Consider the following 21,032-nt stretch of genomic DNA (forward strand, 5'->3'; position numbering starts at 1 on the left):
CGGCCCGCCGATCGATTCGCCTCCGGCTCGGGTGCGACCGGGGTCGGTCGCCGATCGGGCGAGGGGAGTCGCCCGGATCCCATCACAGATAGCTAAACAGCTCTCGGAAGGCCCCTTCCTTCTTGCGGGCCTTCGCCTCGGGATCGTGGGCGACGAAGTCGTCCAGCGGCAAGGGGGGGATGGTGCGGTTCATCAGCAGTTCGATGTTGGTCAGCGGTTCGCCCTGCTCGGGGGTGACGAACAGGTAGGCGACGCCGTTGCGTCCCATCCGGCCGGTACGGCCGATCCGGTGGACGTAGTTCTCCGGGTCTTCTGGGATGTCGTAGTTGATCACGTGGCTGATGCCGGTGACGTCGATGCCCCGGCCGACCACGTCGGTGGCCACCAGCACGGGGATCTCGCCGCTCCGGAACGCCTTCATCACCTTGTCTCGGGCGGTCTGGGGCAGGTCGCCGTGGATGGTGGCCACGCCCTTGACGACGCGATTGATGCGAGCGGCCAGGCGATCGGCCCCGCGTTTGGTGCGGGTGAAGACGATGCACTGCGTCGGCTTCTCCTTGCGAAGCAGGTGCAGCAGCAGCTCGGTCTTCCGGTCCTGGTCGACGGTGACGTAGAACTGGTTGACGGTTTCGGCCGAGGGCTCGTCCTTGGAGAGGAGCAGCTCCACCGGCTCGAACATGTACGTGTCGGCCAGGCGCCGGATCTCCGGATCGATGGTGGCCGACAGGAGCAGCGTCTGGTGCGGGTCGGGGACCCGTCGGAGGATTTTCTCGATGTCGGGCCGGAACCCGATGTCGAGCATGCGGTCGGCCTCGTCCAGGACGACGTGGACCACGTCGCCGAGGTACAGGCTGCCGCGTCGGATGTGGTCGATGACGCGACCTGGGGTGCCGACGACGATGTCGACGCCGCGCTGCAACGCCCGAAGCTGCTTGTCGATCGGCTGCCCGCCATAGACGGCGCAAATCGCCACGTCGTGGTTGATCGCCAGCTTCTCCAGCTCGGCAACGATCTGCTGGGCGAGTTCGCGGGTCGGAGCGAGGATCAGGGCCTGAGGCCCCTTGCCGCGCTCCTCCAGCATCTCGATCAGCGGGATGCCGAAGGCGGCGGTCTTGCCGGTGCCGGTCTTGGCCTGGCCGATCACATCATTGCCGTCCAGGGCCTCGGGGATGACGGCGGCCTGGATGGGAGAGGGGGTGACGTAGCGGGCGCGGCGCAGGGAATCGAGCATCTCGGGGCTCAGCCCCAGGTCGGAGAAGCCGGGTTCCGGCTCCTCGGCGGCTCGCTGGATCAAACAGGACCTCCTCGTGGGGGATGGTCGAGGGAAGAGGAAGGATCAGGCGTACGGTGACGCCCTGATGGTACAGATTTTCGCGATCTTTCCACCGTACTTCCAGAGGCGGCCCCGGTCAAGTCCGATCGATGGGACGATGGGACCTTCCCGGGCGGCTCTTGCGGGGCGCCCCGCGCCGCCGATAGGCTTTTTCTCTGGGTACGAACGATCCCTTCGGGCGGTTCGGCCGGGCCTCACCCCCATCCGGGCCGGCCCCCGGCGAGGATACCTCTTCCTGGCCTTCGGGAGTGCGAGAGCGATGGCCGACCAGACCCCCGCCAGCGGCGACATCCAGCAGAAGTATCGCCAGTTTCTGGATCTGATGCCCCTGACGATCGCCCTGGCCGGCCTGCCCCCCAGCGAGGGGCGGCTGTTCAACGAGGAGCAGATCGAGGCGAGGGCCATGACGGTCCGCCACGCCTACCGGGTCGCCAAGGCAACCGTCCGGGAACTGCTGGGCGGGTCGTAAGAGGCGTGAGGAGGGGTCCGCCTTGGGCCGGCCGGGGGGGCCGATTCCCCCCCTTGGGCGCTGGCCCGTCGCCGTCGGGGAGCCGATATGAAAGCCGTGGCGGCCGGGGCCCACCGGCCCGATCCGAGCCGCCGCGTCGGACCGAGACCGACTCCCCACTCGCGAAAGGCCAACCCTTGATGACGACGCACCCCTCGGAGCCCCGGCCCCGGCGACGGCTCCGGGCCATGCTGGTTGGGCTGGGCCTCGACGACGTCGACGCGACCCGGCGGATCATCAACGGCGAGCAATGTCTCGTCCTCGGCGGCTCGGAGCAGACCCACGCCGAGCTGCTCGAAACCGTGCTCCGGCTCGAATCCGAGCTCGAACGCCGCGACCGCAGCCTCGGCGAGGTTTCTCCCGCCGAGCTGGCCGACATCGCCTGGCGCATCGACTCCCCCGAGCTGCACCGCATCGCCCTCCGCCTGCACCATGAGCTGCACCGCCGCGGCCTCAGCTTTCATGAGTCAACCGCCGAGCAACTGACCGAGATCGTCCTCGGCGACGATCACTGATCGGCGCCGATCGGAGAACGGGCCGAGGCCTCGAGGGCCCGGAGCGGGGCGAATCCGATCCACCTCCACTCGCCCCCGCTCCTCCCCTCGGAGCCCCGCCGCCAGGCTCGACCGGACCCGGATCCCGCCCCGAGCGGGTCAATCCCGGGCCGGAGTCCCTCGGTTGAGCACCTCCTCGGCGTCCAGCCGGAAGAGGCCCCGAGCATTCCGGGTCGTCGCCTCCGCCAGCGTCTCGAACTCCAGGCCGCGCAGCTCGGCGATCCGGGCGCAGGTCACGGCCACCCGGGAGGGCTCGTTGGTCTTCCCCCGGAACGGATGCGGGCTCAAGTACGGGCTATCGGTCTCGACAAGGAGCCGGTCCAGAGGGATCCGAGCAGCGACCTGCCGCAGCGGATCGAGCGTCGGGTTCCGGAAGGTGATCATCCCCGCGATCGACAGGTGCAGCCCCAGTGCGAGGAACGCCTGGGCATCGTCCCACGTCCCGGTGAACGAGTGCAACACCCCCGAGATCGGCCGGCCGAGCCGTTCGAGCTGGGCGATGATCTCCTCCTCGCACTGCCGGCAATGGATCACAACGGGCAACCCCCGATCGGCCGCCAGCGCAAGGTGACGATCGAACTCCTCCTGCTGCTGGGGAAACGGGGTGTGGTCCCAGTAGCGATCCAGGCCCGTCTCCCCAACCGCCACGACCCCGGGCTCCCCGACGAGCGATACCACCTGCTCCCAGTCCCCCGGCCTCGCCTCGGCGACGTGGTTCGGCTGGATCCCCACCGCCGAGAACACCCCCCTCCTCGACCCCGAGAGCCGGACGACCTCCCGGCTCGAATCGGCCGTCGTGCCGATCGCCACAACCTGCACGACCCCCGCGTCGATCGCCCGAGCCAGCACGGCGTCGAGCTCCTTCGAGAGCCTCGGATCGTCCAGATGAGCGTGTGTATCGACCAGTCGGGCCGCTCGATCCGGGCCGACGGTTGGTTCCTCGACTGCCACTCCCCCGCTCCTCTCGAACCATCGTGACTGCGATCCGCTCCGACCTCCGCCCGAGCCCTCGAGGGCGCTCCCCCGAGCCGCTCTCTCCACTCAGGCAGGATCTCCCGGATCCTGGAATCCCGGGTGCGTCCGGGAGGCCCCCCCCATCGTCCTCCTCCCCTCCCGGTTCGTCGAGCTCGACCGGCGATCACTCGATCGGCTCGTAAACGCCTGATCACGGAATCGACTCCCGGCCCTCCGCGACGCGACGGCCGGCGATTCGGCCCATTCGCTCCAGTCCTCTCATGGTGCGCAGTCTGTATTCTTGCGATGGCTCTCGTGGCTGACCAGGCGACCCGGGGACGATCCCGGTCCCTCTCCTGGGGAGCGCGGACGGCCGCCGGAGCAGGGTCCTTCCGGCCGCTTGACAGCCGGCGGAGGACGTCGATAGAGTAAGCAAGTGGGTCGAGGTTGGTGCGATGCGCCTCGGCTCCGGGTTGGGGCGTCCTTCCGGCTCCGGATTCGCTCGCCGTCGCGAGTCTTCGGCGACGATGATCCCCTCCGGTCGATCGTCACCGGAGGGCCCGGATCGGTCGAGGTCCAACGACGCTGCGATCGCGGCGTCCGGTTGCACCGCGGTGGTCGGGCCCGTCGGAGAGCCCCCATCGTCGCGCACCGGAGGGTCGGGACGCCGCCGCGAGGCCGGTCCCGCCACTCGCGTCGGAGGAGTTGGATGAGCGTCGATCTGGTCCGGATCGTGGATAGTATCCACCGAGAGAAGAACATCCCCAAGGAAGTCCTCTTCGAGGGCTTGCAGTCGGCGCTGGCGACCGCCGCCCGGAAGCACTATCCCGACGCCAACGACATCCAGGTCACGATCGATCCCGAGACGGGGAGGATCGCCACCCTCAAGGACGGGGAATCGGTCGAGCCGCCGGATTTCGGCCGGATCGCCGCCCAGACCGCCAAGCAGGTCATCATCCAGAAGATCCGGGAGGCCGAGCGCGACACGCTCTTCGACGAGTTCGACGTTCTTCGCGGCGAGATGGTCACCGGCACCATCCAGCGCTTCGAGGGGGGGGCCGTCACCGTCAATCTGGGGAAGACCGACGCCCTGCTCCCCCGCAGCGAGTCGATCCCCGGCGAGAGCCACCATCCCGGCGAGCGGGTCCGCGCCATTGTGCTGGACGTGCGCAAGGTCGGGCAGCGCGTGAAGATCATCCTCAGCCGCACCCACCCCGATTTCGTCCGCCGCCTCTTCGAGTTGGAGATCCCCGAGATCGCCGACCAGACGATCCAGATCCGGGCCCTGGCTCGGGAGGCCGGCTATCGCTCGAAGGTGGCCGTCAGCTCGCTCGACCAGAAGGTCGACGCCGTCGGCGCCTGCGTCGGCGTTCGGGGGACCCGCATCAAGAACATCGTCGACGAGCTGGGCGGCGAGCGCATCGACATCGTCCGCTGGAACGACGCGCTGCAGGTGCTCATCCCCAACGCCTTGCAGCCGGCCGAGATCGAGGAGGTGCTGCTCTGCAACCTGCTTGGTCGCGCCATCGTCCTGGTCCGAGACGACCAGCTCTCCCTGGCCATTGGCCGCCGCGGTCAGAACGTCCGGCTGGCGTCGAAGCTCGTCGGCTGGGACATCGAGATCATGACCGGCGAGGAGCTCGACGAGCTGATCGACAAGGCCGTCGGCCAGTTCTCCGCGCTGGAGGGGTGTGACACCGACCTGGCCAACCGCCTTGTCGAGCAGGGCATCCTCAGCTACGACGACCTGTCGATCATGGAGATCGACGACCTGGTGAACACCATCGAGGGTTTGGACGAAGAACTCGCACGGTCCCTCGTCTCCCAGGCCGAGCAACTGGCCGAGCAGGCCGAGCAGGAAGAGCTGCCGCGCCGCAAGGGAGGCCGTCCCGCCGCCGCTGCTCCGGCCCCCGAGTCCGAGGCCCCCACCCCCGAGGAGTCGGGCGCCGAGGGAATCGCCACCGACCAGCTCCCGTCCCCCCTCGAGGAGGAGCCGGAGCGCGACCCGACCCGGGAAGCCGGTGTCGAATCCGAATTGGGCGAGGCGGAGGAGCCCTCCCTGGAGGAGGTTTCCCCGGACCTGGAGCCCGACGGCGAGGAGGCGGCCTACGGGTCGCATGACCTGGACCTGGCCGACGAGGCCGGCCACCTCGAACACCGGGGGCACGAGGTGACGCATCCCCCGGTCGACGAGGAGAACCCCGAGGACGACCTGCAGGACGAGACGGGAATCCGCCCCAGCACCATCCTGACCGATCGGGCCGACCACCGGCCCCCGACCAAGGCCACCGCCGAGGCAGGGGATCGAACGGCCCCCCCGCCCCCCCCGACCGACGCCCCCTCGACCGCCGAGGCCGAGACCCCGGGGCCGGACTCTCCGGAGCCTACCGAGATGGATCCCAATCAGCCATGACCCCCGCGACGGTCCCCCTACGACCGCCGCGCGCCGATCGCGACGCCCCCGCCGCCCCCCCCTCCTGAGCTTCGCACCGGGCCAACCCGGCCGCGTTGCGGGCGGGAGGACCGGGAAATTGGCCTGGCACGAGCGGTCGGTCGAGACCACAATACCGACCGGGCCGCCCCGATCGTCAGGGAGCGTGCCAAGCCTGGAGGAGGAGCCGTTGTCCGCGAAACTACGTGTCCATGAGCTGGCGAAGGAACTCGGGCTGGACAAGGCCAAAGACCTGATCGATCGGATCCAAGAATGGGGACTGGACGTTAAGCCCAGCGCCGTGGCCGGAGTCGACGAGGAAACGGCCGACGAGATCCGGCGGCGCATGCACGCCGATCAGCCCGCGGCGGCTCCCCGAGCAGCCGCCGGCACGCCTCCCACACCGACCCCCGCACCCACAACCGCATCGGAATCGGAATCGGCCCCGAAGACCCCGACCGCGGAGGCCCTCGCCATCAGCCCGACCGCCGCCTCTCCCCGGACCGCGGAGGCTGCCGCGAACGCGAGCGCCCCGGCCCCTCCGTCCTCCCGGCCGTCTCAGACTCCCCCCGCCGCGGAGCCTCCCACGCCGACCGGGACCGAGGCCCGTCCAGGGCCCTCGTTGTCCCAACCTCCGGCCGGCCCCGCCCCCAGGCCCTCCCCCCCCATGTCGCAGACCCCCCCGACCCAGGCTCCTCGGCAGGCCGGCCCCCTGGCCGGACACACCCGAACCGGTTCCGGCTCCCGTCCCGCCGGATCACACCCGACCGGTCTGGCCGGTGGCGGGATGGGCGAGCCCCCCCGACCCCGGCCCGGCGGCTCCCCTCCCCAGCAGGGGCACCGGCCGCTGGAGCGGGGCGACTACATCGGCCCAGCCGGCACCCGCCCAGTCTCCTCGGGGCGACCCGCCCCGGCGGGCCCTCCCCGTCGTCCCGGCGAGGGCGGAGGCGAGGGACGCCGCCCCGGCGGCCGCCCGCTTCCTCCGGTCGCCTCCGGCGGCGGCGGCCGTCCCCTGCCCCCCGTGGCCTCTCCCGGCGGCCCCCCCAAGCGCCCGGAAGGCCCCCGGCCCGGCGGCCCGGCCCCCGGCGGCCACGTCCAGCCCCAGCGCCGCTTCACCCGGGAAGAGATGCTGGAGATGATGCGGCGCGGGCAACTGCCCACCGCTCCTCCCCCTCCCGGTCGGGAAGCAGCCCGGGGCCCTCGGCCCGAAGGGGGCCCGGCGGTCCCTCCGGTCGGACTGCCCACCGGCCCGACCCCCCGCGGCTCCGTCCCCGGCGGCCACGCCCGGGGCAAGGGAGCCGACTTCGAAGACGAGGAACGCAAGGGGAAGGGGGGCGGCGTTGGCGGCCGCTTCGGCGGCGCCACCGACCGCGCCGGCCGCCGCAAGGCCCGACAGGAACGCGCCAAGGACCGCGTCGCCTCCCCGGTCCCCGCCGCCGCGCTGCTTGACTCCGACGAGGACGGCGGGCGCCGCCGCGGCCCGAAGCGGCATAAGAGCCGAGGAGCCGCCGTCACCCCCCGAAAGACCTCCGCCGAGATCGAGCCGCCTATCACCCTCCGCTCCCTCTCCGAGGCCATCGGCATCAAGGCCAACCAGCTCATGCGCCGGATGATGGACCTCACCGGCCAGCTGGTGACCATCAACACCACACTCGACGAGGACGCCGCCATCGAGCTGGCTCTGGAATTCGGTGTCGAACTGGCGATCGTCCGGGAAGAAACCGCCGAGGATCAGTTCGATCGGCTCCTCGAGGACGCCCGGGCCGAGGAAACCGCCCCCGAACACCTCCAGCCCCGCCCTCCGATCGTCACCATCCTCGGCCACGTCGACCACGGCAAGACCTCGCTGCTGGACTACATCCGCAAGGCCAACGTCGTGGCCAGCGAGACCGGGGGCATCACCCAGCACATCGGCGCCTACCAGGTCGAGCAGGACGGCCGCCGAGTGACCTTCGTCGACACCCCCGGCCACGAGGCCTTCACGGCCATGCGGGCCCGAGGGGCGAACGTCACCGACATCGCCGTGGTGGTCGTCGCCGCCGATGACGGCGTCATGCCCCAAACCAAGGAGGCGATCGCCCACGCCAAGGCCGCCGGCGTCCAGATCGTCGTCGCCCTGAACAAGATCGACCTGCCCGGCGCCGAGGGGAACGTCAACCGCATCCTCGGCGAGCTGAGCGCCGAGGGACTCATCCCCGAGGAATACGGCGGCGACGTGCCGGTCGTCCGCACCTCGGCCGTCTCCGGCCAGGGCGTCGACGACCTGCTGGCGACCCTGGCCACCATCGCCGAGGTCTACGAGTACAAGGCCAACCCCGACCGCCCCGCCACCGGCACCTGCCTGGAGGCCGAGATCTCCGAGGGGCGCGGCGTCATCGCCACCGTGCTCGTTCAGGACGGCACCCTCCGCGTCGGCGACGCCATCGTCTGCGGCGAGGGGTTCGGCCGCGTCCGAGCCCTCTTCGACGACCAGGGCCGCTCGATCCAGGAGGCCGGCCCCTCCACCCCCGTCGAGATCTCCGGCCTGGACGCCGTCCCCACCGCCGGCGAGAAGTTCGCCGTGCTCGAGGACATCAGCCAGGCCCGAGAGGTCGCCGAAACCCGCCGGACCCGCTCCCGGGGCGCCAGCCTCGGCGAGACCAAGGCCATCACGCTGGAGAACCTCTACAGCAAGATGGCCGAGCAAAAGGTCAAGAGCCTCAACGTCATCCTCAAGGCCGACGTCCAGGGCTCGCTCGAGGCGTTGATCAAGGAGATCGACAAGCTCGAGAACGACGAGGTCCCCGTCCGCATCCTCCACCGCGGCGTCGGCGGGATCACCGAGAGCGACGTCATGCTGGCCGACGCCAGCGAGGCGATCGTCATCGGCTTCCGCGTCGCCCCCGAGGACCGGGCCGTCAGCCTCGCCGAGGAAAAGCAGATCGATATCCGTCGATACGACATCATCTACCAGGTCTCCGACGAGATCAAGCAGGCCATCGAGGGCCGGCTCGAACCGGAGATCAAGGAGGTCCACCTCGGCCGCGCGGTCGTCCGCCAGGTCTTCAAGATCTCCCGGGGCGGCGCGGGCACCGTCGCCGGCTGCTTCGTGACCCAAGGGGTCATCGAGCGCAACGCCCAGGCCCGGATCATCCGGGAAGGTCGAGAGATCTACAAGGGTGCCATCGAGGCCCTCCGCCGCTTCAAGGACGACGTCCGAGAGGTTCGCGAGAACTTCGAGTGCGGCATCAAGATCGCCAAGTTCGACGACATCAAGGTCGACGACGTCATCGAGGCCTACCGCGTCGAGGTCATCCGCCGTACCCTCTGACCTCCCCCGCCCCCGACCCCCGGCCCCTCCCCCCGCCCCCCTTCCGGCGCGGGGAGGGGTCGAGTCGTCCCGGGCCGGCCTGAGCACCGCCGCCGCATCCGACGCATCCGCATCGCAACGACCGCCCGAGGCCCCTCCCCATGCCCTCGCACCGCATCGAGCGCCTGAACGAGGCCGTCCGCGAGGTGGTCTCCTCAGCCGTGCTCTTCGAGGTCGCCGATCCCCGCGTCCAGGGCGTCACCGTCCTGAACGCCGAGGTCGCCGCCGACCTGAAGCACGCCACCGTCTTCGTCTCGGTCATGGGGGACGAGGGGAAACAAAAGCTCGCCCTCCGAGGCCTCCAGTCCGCCGCCGGCTTCCTTCAGTCCCGGCTCGCCTCCCGGTTGAAGACCCGATACACCCCCTTGCTCTCCTTCAAGCTCGACCAGGGCGTCAAGCGGTCGGTCGCCATGTCCCGACTCATCGACGAAACCCTCGCCGCCGACCGCCGCGCCCGGGGAGAGCCCGACCCGACCGAAGCGGGCGTCCAACCCTCCGTCGAGGACTCCTCCGAGCCCGTCCCCTCACCCTCGGCCGACGGTGATGTGGATGTTCACCTTGCGGTCGACACCGACACCGACACCGAATCCCCCGGGGCCGATCGCCTTCCCGCCGAGTGATCCCCCGGCTCCCGACTCTTCGACCCGATCTCGCTCCGGACCCCAAGACACTCATGGCCGCACCCAGCAAGTCGCAATTGCTCGACAAGATTCAACCCCCGCTGGCCAAGCACTATCAGCTCGGCCCGAGCGAGGCGAAGATGTCGGTGCTGGAAGCGGTCCTCTTCGGGATCTGCCATGAGGGCACCACCCGGGAGCAGGCCAACCAGGCGATGAGCCGCTTCCGAGACACCTTCTTCGACTGGAACGAACTCCGCGTCAGCTCCGTCGAGGAGATTCGAGACACCCTCTCCGGACTGCCCGACCCCGAGGGCAAGGCGCAACGCATCCGAAAGTTCCTCCGGCAGCTGTTCACCCGGACCTACAAGTTCGACCTCGACCACCTGGGCAAGAAGCCGCTCAAGGAGTCGATCAAGTCCCTCCAGGAATTCGAGGCGCTGAGGTCCGACTTCGTGCTCGCCACCGTCGTCCAGCAGGCGCTCGGCGGCCACGCGATGCCGGTCGATGAACCGATCGCCCGGGTCCTGACCCGCCTCGGCTTCGCCGACGAGGGGACTCCCGCCGAGGCGATCCGGGGCTCCCTGGAGCGCGCCGTGCCCAAGGCCCGCGGTCCTCAGGTCCTCGGCCTGCTCGAAGAACTCGCCCACGATACCTGCGTTGCGAACGATCCGCGTTGCGTCGCGTGTGTGGTCGTCAAACTGTGTCCGACGGGCCAGACTCGGCTGGCCGCTGCCAAAGCCGCCCCCGCCGCCAGGTCCGCCTCCGACGCCAAAGTAGCTTCCGAGGCCGCTGCCGCCACCGGTCGCCGACGCTCCTCGCCCTCGGGCGATGGCGAGGCCAAGCCCGCCCGAAGTCGCGCTCCCCGTTCCAAGTGAGCCCGGTCGCCGCGGCGCGCGGCGGGACGACCATCGGCGCCGGAACCGTTTCCTGAGCACCGATCGGCTTCCCGCTTCCATCCAATCTGGCTCCATCGCGCTCGAACCGACAACCCGCGGGCAAGCCGCCTCGGAGAGTTCTCCCTCGCGCTCGCCGAGGCGCTGCCCTCTCGGCTCTCGATCCCTTCCATCCTCCCGGCTCGATGGGGATCCCCTCATCGATCCCGTACCCCCGTGTCTCCTCGCCGCGACCGGAACGGAGATCGCGAGGCGGTCCTCCCCCGGCGGTTCGCCGCGCCCGGAGGGCCCGAGCCACCCGCATCGGCGTTCCCGTCGATCGCGTTCCGCCGCGCGGCACCCCCGGCGGTTGGCTCTTCTCTTCCGCCTCGCGTCATCGCTCGTGCTCCCTCCCACCGACCTCAACGAGCGAAGCGGGTTCGAGGATCGCACAGCCGCCAGGGCCTGATGCGCGGCGCTTGTGGAATTTTTTGCTGTGTTTCTCTCGACGAACGAGCGGACCGGCCTACAACACCGACGGCCGATCGAAGAACTCGCTTCGGGGGGGGCTTCGATCGGAACGAACGATTTGCGCATCCGATAGGCTGCGACCAAGGAGATCGACTTATGCGCACATTCGCCGCTCTTGCGTTCGCCCTTTCGCTCAGCGCTCCGGTCTTCGGCCAAGAGAAGACGATCGTCGAGACCGCGGCCGGCAACGACGCCTTCAGCACGTTGGTCGCCGCGGTCAAGGCGGCGGACCTCGTCGAGGTGCTCTCCAGCGAGGGGCCATTCACCGTCTTCGCCCCGACCAATGAGGCGTTTGCGAAGCTGCCCGAGGGGACGCTCGACGATCTGTTGAAGCCGGAGAACAAGGAGAAGCTGGCGACGATTTTGAAATACCACGTCGTTCCGGGGAACGTCCTGGCCGCCGACGTGGTCAAGCTCGACGGGGAGAAGGTCGCCACCGCCGCCGGCCCGAAGGTCACGATCAGCGTCTCCGGAAACACGGTGCGCGTCGATCAGGCCAAGGTGGTCCAGACCGACATCGCCTGCTCCAACGGCGTGATCCACGTGATTGACACCGTGATCCTCCCCCCCGCTGAAACGCCGTCCAAGTAAGCAAGCAACGATCCGATCGTCGCGGTCGGACCCCGTACTGAACCGCATCGGAACGTGAATGGCCCGCTCACCGCTCATCGGGGTGAGCGGGCCGTCGTTGTTGATGCCGGTCGGACGAGGCACCGTCTTGACGCGGAGCGTCCCGATTCAAGATACTCCTCCTGATGACCTGTCATCGAACGGCCAACTGACCCCCACCGCGCTTTGGCTGTCCCTCCTCGAGACGGCTCGCTCCCCCTCCGGATCGGGCCGGAGTCGCTCGCCCTCCTGGACACAACGCCCGCTGGAATCGTCAAGAACGCCCTCCGAGTCGGACACCGAAATCGAACGCTTTCATGCTCTGGCATCTCCAAATCGATCCGGCCCCTGGCCTCTCCGACTCGGAAGGGCACCGGGTGGCCGCCGAGGCCGCCGATCTCGGCCTTCCCGGCCCCTGGTCCGTCCGATCCGCCCGGGGGTTCCTCATCGAGGGTGACCTCGACGAATCCGACTTGCGTCGGGCCGCCGAGCAGGTGCTCGCCGACCCAATCGTCGAGACGTTCACGATCGCGCCCTGCCGGGCCGAGGGCGGGGCCCGGGCCCGGGCCCGGAACGGAGGCGATTCCTCGATCGTGCACGTGCTCCCCCGCCCCGGCGTCACCGACCCGGTGGCCGAGAGCGCCCGGGCCGTCCTCCGAGGCCTGGGGCTGGCCGTCGCCGAGGTCCGGTCCGTCCGCTCCTACACCCTCGAAGGCCCGGCCGACGCCCTGCCGGCGCTCATCCGTCGAGTGCTGGCCAACGACGCCGTCGAGGTCGCGGTCGTCGGCGAACTGGCCCTCGACCACCTCGGCCAGGGGAGGCCCTACGCCTTTCGTCGCATCGAGATCCCCCTGCGGTCCATGGATGATGCCGCGCTGATGCGGACCAGCCGAGAGGGGCAGCTCTCGCTCTCAATCGACGAGATGAGGACCATCCGAGACCACTTCCTCGACCTCGGCCGAGACCCCACCGACGCCGAGCTGGAAACCATCGCCCAGACCTGGAGCGAGCACTGCTCGCACAAGACCCTCCGCGGCCGGGTCGAGTTCGACGGCGAGATCATCGACAACCTCCTGAAGCAGACGATCTTCAAGGCCACCAAGGACCTCGAGGCCGACGGCCTCGACTGGCTGGTCTCGGTCTTCGAGGACAACGCCGGGGTCATCCGGTTCGACGACGACCACGACGTCTGCTTCAAGGTCGAGACCCATAACCACCCCTCCGCCATCGACCCGTACGGCGGCGCCAACACCGGCATCGGCGGCGTGATCCGGGACCCGATGGGCACCGGGCTCGGCGCCAAGCCCATCTGCAACACCGACGTCTTCTGCGTCGCCCCCCCCGACTTCCCCGCCGAGGCCCTCCCCGGCGGCGTTCTCCACCCTCGACGCGTCCTCAAGGGCGTGGTGGCCGGCGTCCGAGACTACGGGAACCGCATGGGCATCCCGACCGTCAACGGCGCCGTCGTCGCCGATGAGCGCTACCTGGCCAACCCTCTGGTCTTCTGCGGCACGGTCGGGGTCCTCCCCCGGGGGAAGGCGTTCAAGTCGGTCGAGCCGGGGGACCGGATCGTCGCCCTGGGCGGGAGGACCGGTCGGGACGGCATCCACGGCGCCACGTTCAGCTCCGCCGAGCTGACCGGCGAGAGCGAGGAACTCTCCGGCGGCGCCGTCCAGATCGGCAACGCGATCACCGAGAAGATGGTCCTCGATGCGCTGCTCCGAGCCCGGGACCTCGGCCTCTATCGAGCCGTCACCGACTGCGGAGCCGGCGGCTTTAGCTCCGCCGTCGGCGAGATGGGGGCCGCCCTCGGGGCCGAGGTCGACCTGGAGAAGGCCCCGCTCAAATACGAAGGGCTCTCGTATACCGAGATCTGGATTTCCGAGGCCCAGGAGCGGATGGTGCTGGCCGTCCCCCCCGAGCACCTCGAGGAACTGGTCGCGCTCTGCGCCTCCGAGGGGGTCGAGGCGACCGACCTCGGCCGATTCGTCGACACCGGCCGCCTGACGCTCCGCTATCACGGCCAGGTCGTCGGCGACCTCTCGATGCGGTTCCTCCACGAGGGGCGGCCGAAGGTTGTCCGCAAGGCCACCTTCTCCCCTCCCCCGGAACGGCCCGTCCCCCTGCCCGATCGCGACGACTACACCCCCGACCTGCTTGCCCTGCTGCACGACTGGGACGTCTGCTCCAAGGAGTGGATCATCCGCCAGTACGACCACGAGGTCCAGGGCCGCACGGTCCTCAAGCCGCTGGTCGGTCCTCGGGAGGAGGGGCCGGGGGACGCCGCCGTGGTTCTCCCCGTCCGGGGGTCGAACCGGGGGCTCGCCGTCGGCTGCGGGCTGAATCCCCGGTACGGCGACCTCGACCCCTACGCCATGGCCGGCAACGTCATCGACGAGGCCATTCGCAACGTGGTCGCCGTGGGTGCCGACCCCGATCGGATCGCCCTGCTCGATAACTTCTGCTGGGGCAATCCCGAGCGTCCCGAGACGCTCGGCTCGCTCGTCCTGGCCGCCCAGGGCTGCCACGACCTGGCCCTCTCCTACCGGACCCCCTTCATCTCCGGCAAAGACAGCCTCTACAACGAATACTCCCACGAGGGGAAGAGCCTGGCGATCCCGCCGACCCTGCTGATCTCCGCCATCGGCCAGGTCCCCGACGCCCGCCGATGCGTCACGATGGACCTGAAGGAGCCCGGCAATACGCTGCTCCTGGTCGGCCAGACGAGGGAAGAGCTGGGAGGGTCCTCCTACCTGAAGATCCTCGGCCTCTCCGGAGGCCTCGTGCCGAAGGTGGATCCCCCGACCGGCCTGGCCACCTTCCGGGCGCTCTTCTCCGCGATCGCTCGGGGCCTGATCCGCTCCTGCCACGACCTCAGCGAGGGGGGCCTTGCCGTCTCGGTCGCGGAGATGTGCCTGGCCGGAGGACTCGGGGCCGAGGTTTCCCTCCGAGACGTCCCCTGCCCCGACTCCGCCGCGATCGACCCGGTGCTGCTCTTCTCCGAGTCCCCGTCCCGATTCCTGATCGAGGTTCGGCCCGCCGACGTGTCCGACGTGCTGGATCTCTTCGCTGGCCTTCCCGTGGGCCGGCTCGGTTCGGTCTCCGACCCCGGCGCCGGTCCTCCCCGACTGGTCGTCCGGGGGCTCCAGGAGACGACCTTGATTGATGCGACCGTGTCCGAACTCCGGGCACGCTGGCTCCGTCCGATCAATGATCATGGTTTTGATCCTGTCATCCATCCTCCTCTGAACCGGTGACCCGCCCGGAAGGATCGCGCCGATGCAGCGCTTCGTCACCTTCGTCGACGGCTCGAATCTCGACGGCGTCCTGAAGCACCTGAACCTCCGCGTCGACGACTACGGCTCGTTCTATCGCTACATTTTTGAGCAGAGCGTCAGCCACTGGGGCCGCACCTTCGCCGAGGGCGCCCCCTGGGCCTCGGCCCAGCACGCCCGGATCTACTGGTACGTCGTCGGTAAGATGGACGAGTGGGACCTCAACGACTCCAAGGCCGAGAACCGGCTGCGCAACCGCTTCGAGCTCAACCCCCGCCTTCGGGACAGCTACATCGAGGACGTCATCCGCAAGCAGCCCGACGTCCCCCCCGAACGCCGACTCGACGAGGCCTGGGCCCTCTGCTTCGCCGAGACCCGAGACTGGTACGAGGGCAAGCGCCGCGCCCTGGAGCGCAAGAAGCGCTTCTATCACGGCGTCCAGTCGGCCACCGACTTCGTCGAGATCCGCCAGGAGGGGCACTGGAAGGTCGACCTGCTGCACCACAACCTCACGGAGAAGGGGCTCGACACGAGCATGGCCGTCGACATGGTGGCCCTCCAGGACACCTACGACATCGCCCTGCTCATCTCCGGAGACGCCGACGGCATCCCCGGCATCAACTACGTCAAGAACCGGTCCAAGCACGTTGGCGTCGTCGAGTTTCGGCGCGGTTCCCGGGACGACTCGCTCAAGGGAGCCAGCTCCCGCCTGAAGATCGCCGCCGACTTCGTCGTGCAGATCTACGAGGCCGACCTGCTCCGCCACGACCTGTCCTATCGCGCCAACCCCGATTACGACGCCTCGTCCGACTACTAGAGAGCGGCCCCGGGCCGCGACCGCATTCTCGGCCAGACCCCGTCGAACGGCCGTACCGACCTCGGCTCCGACGAGGACTGAGCCCCGCCGATCGTGGTCGTCGTCCGCTCGGGGTTGCTCCCGCCCCCTCCCCTCGGCCTCCGACTCGGGGGGAGCACCGGACCTCATCGCTCCCCCAGGGTCCGGGAGCTTGCCGGGGTCGACCGGCGCGCCCTGCCCGCCCTTCGGTTGAGTCTCGACCCGCCGATTTCCCATCCTCGCCCCTCGCCGACGACACGGACATGAGCACCCCCCGAGCGATCGTCCTCCGGGCCCCCGGCACCAACTGCGACGAGGAGACGGTCGCCGCCTGGGAGCGCGCCGGCGCCGAGGCCGAGACAGTCCACGTCGACCGCCTGCTCGAACGCCCCAAGTCCCTCGACGCCTTCGGCATCCTGACCCTCCCGGGAGGCTTCAGCTACGGCGACGACCTCGGCGCCGGCCGGATCCTCGCCACCCGGCTCGGGGCGCTGGACGAGGCGCTCCGGCGGTTCCACGACCGAGGAGGCCTGATCCTCGGCATCTGCAACGGCTTCCAGGTGCTCGTGAAGGCCGGCCTGCTCCCCGGCCCGAGCCGGGCCACGATCACCCAGAACGACTCCGGCCGGTTCGAGTGCCGCTGGGTCCGCCTCGTCCGTTCCCCCGGCGCCCGATCCCCGTTCCTCCCCGACGACGCCCCGATGGAGTTGCCCGTCGCCCACGGCGAGGGGAAGTTCGTGGCCGAGAGCGCCGACGCCCTCGAGGCGCTCGACCGATCCGGTCAGCTCGCCCTCCGGTACGCCGACGAGCACGGCCTCCCCACCGAGTCGTATCCGGCCAACCCCAATGGCGCCCCCCGAGGTGTCGCCGGCGTCGTCGACCCAACCGGCCGCATCTTCGGCCTGATGCCGCACCCGGAGCGGTTCATCGAGTTCATCCAGCACCCGAGGTGGACCCGGCTCCACCCGAGGCCCGAGGGGGACGGCCTCCGGATCTTCCGGGGGGCGGTCGACGCGATCCGATAAGCCCCCCCGGGGCCTCCCCAGCGGCGGACGAGCCCCCGGTCGACCTCTCCGCCCCGAGATCGCCTCGGGTCGAAGACTCCTCTCGAGCGCTCTTATCGGTCGGTCGGCGATTCCGGCGCCGACTCTCCCTGAGGGGAGGCGCCCTCCCGGTCGGCCATCGCGTCCAGCTCGGAGAGAGAAAGCCGGATGCTGACGATGTACGGGGGCTCCCCCTCGTCCCAGTGCCCATAGGTCGTCGTCACGATGGTTCCGTCCGGCAGGACCTCGACCCCGGGGTAGGCGCAATCGACCCCCTTCGTGTTGTCCATGAGCCGGACGCGGTACTGCCCCGACCGGCCCTGGATGATGTCGTCGAAGGTGCCCACCCAGGCGACCCAGTCCCCGAGGGTCGGGCTTCCCGGCGCCGTGTCCCGGAACGAGATGAACAGGCGGCCGTCGGGGGCGTACTTCCCGACGTGACGGTCGCCGGTCAGCGCCAGCGACACCTCCCGGGGCTCGGACCAGGTCTTCCCCTCGTCGTCGGAGACGATGACGAACGAGGGGAAGCGCCGGCTGTTCTCTCGGAGGAGGACGGCGATCCGCCTCCCGTCCGGGGATCGGATCAGGCCCGGCTCGCAGAGGTGGGCCTCGGGGTGCTCGGCGATCACCTCGGGAGGCCCCCAGGTCAGGCCGCCGTCGGCCGATCTCGTGGCGAAGACTCGGAACCGGCAGGCCCGACCGCTTCCGGTCAAGAACCGGCCGTCGTCGTGGAAGAGGGCCAGGTACGACCCGTCCGCCAGGCGTTCCACGCTCGACATCGCCACGATCCCGCCGAAGTCCCCGATCGGCTCCAGGGGGGACCACGACTCCCCGTCATCCTCGGAGACGGCCATGCGGATCGGATACAGGCCGGAGAACAGGATCAAGCGCCGCTTCCCCTCGGCGTCGATGACGCGGTGAATGGTGGGAGTCTCCTGCGACGAGGCCCAGTTCTCCGGCGTCGGCAGGCGATCGCTCCAGGTCAGGCCGCCATCGACGCTCCGCTTCATGACGATCGGGCCCCGGCCGTGCCCCTTCGGGTAGACGGCGATCATCGTCCGGCCGTCTTCCAGCAGCACGGTGGTCGGATGGCCGAGGTACTGCCCCTCCTCGCGATCGACCACCACCCGGCGGCCGTCCTGGTCCGAGAGGTCGAGGCGAGTGATCTCCTTCCCGTCTTCGGGGGGAGGGGCGGGTTCGGGACCTTCCCCCCTCGCCTCGACCGGAGCGAGGCAGAGCGAGAGGACGAGCACAAGAACGGAGTCGAGCGAAGGGGCCATCTCAGCAATCTCCCGGTCCTGGGGGCGGCGATGGGCCGATCCTAGCCCGATTTCGCCCCCCTCGCCACTGCTCGCGATCCCCAAATCGAGCGCGAGCTCATCCCTCGGCCTCCCGGCGCAGCCGTTCCCAGAGCGATTCCACCCGCCCCCGGTCGGTGGCCTCGGCGCCGATCGAGACGCGGGCCATCCACCTCCCCTCGAGGATCGCCGGGGTGAGCAACGCCTCCCCGGACCGGTTGACCCGGTCGACCCAGGCCAGGGTGTGCCGGTCCAGCTCCTCTGCGTCGAGGCCCGGCGGCTCGTGCCGGAGGCAGACCGTCTGGAGGGGGACCGGCGCCACGACGCGCCAGCCGGGCGTCGATCTCGCCTGATCGGCGAGCCACCGGGCAAGCTCCAGGTCGCGCCGGAGCCTCGATCGGAGCCGTTCCAGCCCCTCCATCCGCAGCAAGGCCCAGAGCTTCAGCGCCCGGAAGCGTCGGCCGAGCGGGATGCCCCAGTCCCGGTAATTGACCGTCCGGTCGTCGGCCGCCGATCGGAGGTAGCTCGGGTTGGTCGACATCACCCGGACCAGGTGCTGGGGGTCCCGGACGTAGTACAGCGAGCAGTCGAACGCCGCTCCCAGCCATTTGTGGGCGTTCAGGACGACCGAGTCGGCCCGCTCGACCCCCTCCCAGAGGTGTCGGCATTCGGGCAGGATCATCGCCGAGCCGGCCATCGCGGCGTCGACGTGCAGCCAGAGCCCCTGCCCGGCGATCTCCTCGGCGATCCGTCCCACCGGGTCGATCGCGGTCGAGGCGGTCGTCCCGGTGGTCGCCACCACGGCGCACGGGGTCTTCCCCGCGGCCCGGTCGGCTCGGATCGCCCGGCAGAGGGCCTCGGGGTCGAGGGCGAACTCCGAGTCGACCGGGAGCGATCGCACGTGCTCCTTGCCGAACCCGGCCAGCAGCGCCGCCTTCTCCACCGAGCTGTGCGCCTGTTCCGAGGCGTACACCACCAGCGGAGACGACACCCCCTGCAACCCCCCCCGGGAGAGCCCAAACGCGCTCGACCGTTCCCGGGCGCAGATCAGGGCCACCAGGGTGCTCGTCGACGCCGAGTCCTGGATCACCCCCCGCCACTGCTCCGAAAGCCCGACCGCCTGCCTCATCCAGTCGAGGACAACCTCCTCCAGCTCGGTCAGCGCCGGCGACGCCTGCCAGGACAGCCCGATCACCCCCAGCCCCGTGCTGAGCAGGTCGCCGAGCACGCTGCTCGGCGAGGCCACCGCCGGGAAGTAGCCGAAGAACCCGGGATGCTGCCAGTGGGTGATCCCCGGCAGGAGGATCCGCTCCAGGTCGCCGATCAACGCCTCCAGGTCCTCCGGGGATTCCGGGGGAGCCGCCGGGAGCTGCTCCCGGATGCTCCCCGGTTCGGTCCGAGCCATCACCGGATGCCGACCGATCGTCTCCCGGTAGTCCGCGATCCAGTCGATCAGCCGGTGTCCGGCCGACCGGAACTCGTCAGGGGTCATGCCTCTCCTCGGTCTCGAGTCGGGCGCGTTCCCGGCCGACCGGCCGAGAGCGTCGCGATGTGGGCGGATTCCCTCTCGGACCGTCCGTCCCCCAGGCCCGAAACCCAGGGGGGGGCCGCTCCTCCCCCAATCGAAGGCCAGGCGGCTCCCTCGGCCGAAGGCTCCCGAGCCTGGCGGCTACCGCTTCGCCCTCGAGATCGCCGCCACCCGGGCTCCGACCGCCCGGATGTAGTCGGCCGGCGACAGGAGGATCTGGAGCCCCCGGGCTCCGGCGGAGATCGAGATCACCTCGAACAGCTCCGCCGTCTCGTCCAGCACCACCGGGTACGGCTTCTTGCAGCCGAGGGCGGTTACCCCTCCCCGGACGTAGCCGGTCAGCGGCTCGACCTCCCGGAGCGGGACCGTGTCCACCTTCTTGTCCCCGGTGACTCGGGCCATCGCCTTCGGATCAAGCTCGCAGTCCCCAGGAACGACCGCCAGCCAGATCCCGTGCGTCTCTCCCCGGGCGACCAGCGTCTTGAACACCTGCTCCGGAGGCAGGCCAACCTTCCGGGCGACCGACTCGGCCGACAGGTCGTCCGGGTCAACCTCATAGGCCCTCAACTCGAAGCCGATCCCCTGCCGCTCCAGCAGGCGGACGGCATTCGTCTTCGCCATCGACACCGACCCCTCCTCCGGCGAATCCTCCTGCGGAATCAGTGGTTACAACTGGCCGTCGCGCCCAAGCCGGTGGTCGTGATGTTCCCCCTTCTCCTGGTCCACCCGCAGCCAGTCGATCGTCGGCTCGAGGCGCATCGCCTTGCCCATGACCTTCGCCGTGGCCTCTCGGTGGATCCGGAACAGGGCCTCGGGGTCGAGCCGGTCGACCGTCGTCACGGCCGGACCCAGCCCGACGGAGTCCATGATCCCCAGGTCGTTGACCTTCTCCCAGGGGATGTCGCCGGCCCGAACGGCGTCGAGCACCCCGTTGGCGACCGCCGCCTGGACCGTCCCCATCAGGATGTTCGTGGACGAGCCGTCCCGCACCGTCACCTTGCTGACCATCACGGTCGCCGGCCGGACCTGCACATCGCTGTTCAGCAGCGCGAAGACCCGCGTATGCCCCTTCGCCTGATCGCCGCTCAGGATCCGATCGCTCATCGCGGCTCCGCCTCCTTCCCCATCGACCGGGGGGCGTCCCCGGGTCCTCCATCATCGCCAAGCGGCCGGCTCCTGGGAAGCCGCCGCCCGCCGATCCGCCGACCCCCGGATCGGCCCGCCCTCCTGCCGGGCGGTCGCCTCCTGCCCAGCGACAGCGACGATCGGCCCCCCGGGCCCTCCCCGGCACC

General features: G+C 70.0%; 16 protein-coding genes and 1 pseudogene. 10 read left to right on the top strand and 7 right to left on the bottom strand.

All coding sequences use genetic code 11. The features are described 5' to 3' along the window. Positions 1-82 precede the first annotated feature (82 nt). A complete protein-coding gene (locus tag TsocGM_RS14745) occupies positions 83-1,294 on the bottom strand; it encodes a DEAD/DEAH box helicase (protein WP_126726236.1) in 1,212 nt (403 codons plus the stop codon). A gap of 298 nt (positions 1,295-1,592) precedes the next feature. Here TsocGM_RS14745 and TsocGM_RS14750 point away from each other — a divergent pair, with 298 nt between their 5' ends. Continuing rightward, a complete protein-coding gene (locus tag TsocGM_RS14750) occupies positions 1,593-1,802 on the top strand; it encodes a hypothetical protein (RefSeq protein ID WP_126726237.1) in 210 nt (69 codons plus the stop codon). A 179-nt stretch (positions 1,803-1,981) separates the two neighbouring features. After that, positions 1,982-2,356: a hypothetical protein gene (locus TsocGM_RS14755; protein WP_126726238.1), complete on the top strand. Its 375-nt coding sequence runs from the start codon at positions 1,982-1,984 to the stop codon at positions 2,354-2,356. Positions 2,357-2,494: 138 nt separating this feature from the next. On the opposite strand, the gene TsocGM_RS14760 is transcribed toward TsocGM_RS14755, so the two are convergent. Further along, positions 2,495-3,346: a TatD family hydrolase gene (locus TsocGM_RS14760; protein WP_233578893.1), complete on the bottom strand. Its 852-nt coding sequence runs from the start codon at positions 3,344-3,346 to the stop codon at positions 2,495-2,497. A 712-nt stretch (positions 3,347-4,058) separates the two neighbouring features. Between TsocGM_RS14760 and nusA the strand changes: the two genes are divergently transcribed. Then, positions 4,059-5,762, top strand: a complete 1,704-nt coding sequence (gene nusA, locus TsocGM_RS14765; protein ID WP_126726239.1) for a transcription termination factor NusA — start codon at positions 4,059-4,061, stop codon at positions 5,760-5,762. A 775-nt stretch (positions 5,763-6,537) separates the two neighbouring features. Here the strand turns inward: nusA and TsocGM_RS27095 are convergent. Continuing rightward, positions 6,538-6,933: a hypothetical protein gene (locus tag TsocGM_RS27095; RefSeq protein WP_233578895.1), complete on the bottom strand. Its 396-nt coding sequence runs from the start codon at positions 6,931-6,933 to the stop codon at positions 6,538-6,540. On the opposite strand from TsocGM_RS27095, the gene infB reads away from it, so the two are divergent. The 7 genes from infB (at position 6,916) to purQ (ending at position 16,896) form a co-directional block, all read left to right on the top strand. Further along, on the top strand, positions 6,916-9,090 hold the full coding sequence (gene infB / locus TsocGM_RS14770; RefSeq protein WP_233578897.1) for a translation initiation factor IF-2: 2,175 nt from the start codon (positions 6,916-6,918) through the stop codon (positions 9,088-9,090). The genes TsocGM_RS27095 and infB overlap by 18 nt on opposite strands. Positions 9,091-9,230: 140 nt before the next feature. Beyond that, positions 9,231-9,749, top strand: coding sequence for a 30S ribosome-binding factor RbfA (gene rbfA, locus TsocGM_RS14775; protein WP_126726241.1), 519 nt, complete (start codon positions 9,231-9,233; stop codon positions 9,747-9,749). A gap of 53 nt (positions 9,750-9,802) precedes the next feature. Beyond that, entirely contained in the window at positions 9,803-10,624 is an 822-nt protein-coding gene (locus tag TsocGM_RS14780; RefSeq protein ID WP_126726242.1) for an endonuclease III domain-containing protein, read from the top strand. 624 nt (positions 10,625-11,248) lie between these two features. Next, positions 11,249-11,743 (top strand): fasciclin domain-containing protein, encoded by a 495-nt coding sequence (locus tag TsocGM_RS14785; RefSeq protein WP_126726243.1) that lies wholly within the window; start codon positions 11,249-11,251, stop codon positions 11,741-11,743. Between the two features lie 335 nt (positions 11,744-12,078). After that, the gene (gene purL, locus TsocGM_RS14790) at positions 12,079-15,018 is read left to right on the top strand and encodes a phosphoribosylformylglycinamidine synthase subunit PurL (protein WP_126726244.1); all 2,940 of its coding nucleotides are present in this window, start codon (positions 12,079-12,081) and stop codon (positions 15,016-15,018) included. Positions 15,019-15,040: 22 nt separating this feature from the next. Then, positions 15,041-15,853, top strand: a complete 813-nt coding sequence (locus TsocGM_RS14795; RefSeq protein ID WP_126726245.1) for an NYN domain-containing protein — start codon at positions 15,041-15,043, stop codon at positions 15,851-15,853. 281 nt (positions 15,854-16,134) lie between these two features. After that, positions 16,135-16,896 carry a phosphoribosylformylglycinamidine synthase I gene (gene purQ, locus TsocGM_RS14800; RefSeq protein WP_126726246.1) on the top strand — a complete coding sequence of 254 codons (762 nt, stop codon included), beginning with the start codon at positions 16,135-16,137 and terminating at the stop codon, positions 16,894-16,896. Positions 16,897-16,988: 92 nt separating this feature from the next. Here purQ and TsocGM_RS14805 read toward each other — a convergent pair whose 3' ends face one another. The 4 genes and pseudogenes from TsocGM_RS14805 to TsocGM_RS14820 form a co-directional block, all read right to left on the bottom strand. After that, positions 16,989-18,194, bottom strand: coding sequence for a sialidase family protein (locus TsocGM_RS14805; RefSeq protein ID WP_126726247.1), 1,206 nt, complete (start codon positions 18,192-18,194; stop codon positions 16,989-16,991). Between the two features lie 97 nt (positions 18,195-18,291). After that, positions 18,292-19,704 (bottom strand): pyridoxal phosphate-dependent decarboxylase family protein, encoded by a 1,413-nt coding sequence (locus TsocGM_RS14810; protein ID WP_126726248.1) that lies wholly within the window; start codon positions 19,702-19,704, stop codon positions 18,292-18,294. Positions 19,705-19,881: 177 nt separating this feature from the next. Then, positions 19,882-20,361 (bottom strand): Cys-tRNA(Pro) deacylase, encoded by a 480-nt coding sequence (gene ybaK, locus TsocGM_RS14815; RefSeq protein ID WP_126726249.1) that lies wholly within the window; start codon positions 20,359-20,361, stop codon positions 19,882-19,884. Positions 20,362-20,406: 45 nt separating this feature from the next. Continuing rightward, positions 20,407-20,871: pseudogene (locus TsocGM_RS14820) on the bottom strand (formaldehyde-activating enzyme); the annotation flags it as partial. Positions 20,872-21,032 lie beyond the last annotated feature (161 nt).

It is taken from the genome of Tautonia sociabilis (assembly GCF_003977685.1).
Taxonomy (GTDB): domain Bacteria; phylum Planctomycetota; class Planctomycetia; order Isosphaerales; family Isosphaeraceae; genus Tautonia; species Tautonia sociabilis.

Coding starts and splice junctions, on each gene's coding strand:
- TsocGM_RS14750 (WP_126726237.1), top strand. CDS start 1,593: ATGGCCGACCAGACCCCCGCCAGCGGCGACATCCAGCAGAAGTATCGC.
- TsocGM_RS14755 (WP_126726238.1), top strand. CDS start 1,982: ATGACGACGCACCCCTCGGAGCCCCGGCCCCGGCGACGGCTCCGGGCC.
- nusA (WP_126726239.1), top strand. CDS start 4,059: ATGAGCGTCGATCTGGTCCGGATCGTGGATAGTATCCACCGAGAGAAG.
- infB (WP_233578897.1), top strand. CDS start 6,916: ATGATGCGGCGCGGGCAACTGCCCACCGCTCCTCCCCCTCCCGGTCGG.
- rbfA (WP_126726241.1), top strand. CDS start 9,231: ATGCCCTCGCACCGCATCGAGCGCCTGAACGAGGCCGTCCGCGAGGTG.
- TsocGM_RS14780 (WP_126726242.1), top strand. CDS start 9,803: ATGGCCGCACCCAGCAAGTCGCAATTGCTCGACAAGATTCAACCCCCG.
- TsocGM_RS14785 (WP_126726243.1), top strand. CDS start 11,249: ATGCGCACATTCGCCGCTCTTGCGTTCGCCCTTTCGCTCAGCGCTCCG.
- purL (WP_126726244.1), top strand. CDS start 12,079: ATGCTCTGGCATCTCCAAATCGATCCGGCCCCTGGCCTCTCCGACTCG.
- TsocGM_RS14795 (WP_126726245.1), top strand. CDS start 15,041: ATGCAGCGCTTCGTCACCTTCGTCGACGGCTCGAATCTCGACGGCGTC.
- purQ (WP_126726246.1), top strand. CDS start 16,135: ATGAGCACCCCCCGAGCGATCGTCCTCCGGGCCCCCGGCACCAACTGC.
- TsocGM_RS14805 (WP_126726247.1), bottom strand. CDS start 18,194: ATGGCCCCTTCGCTCGACTCCGTTCTTGTGCTCGTCCTCTCGCTCTGC.
- TsocGM_RS14810 (WP_126726248.1), bottom strand. CDS start 19,704: ATGACCCCTGACGAGTTCCGGTCGGCCGGACACCGGCTGATCGACTGG.
- ybaK (WP_126726249.1), bottom strand. CDS start 20,361: ATGGCGAAGACGAATGCCGTCCGCCTGCTGGAGCGGCAGGGGATCGGC.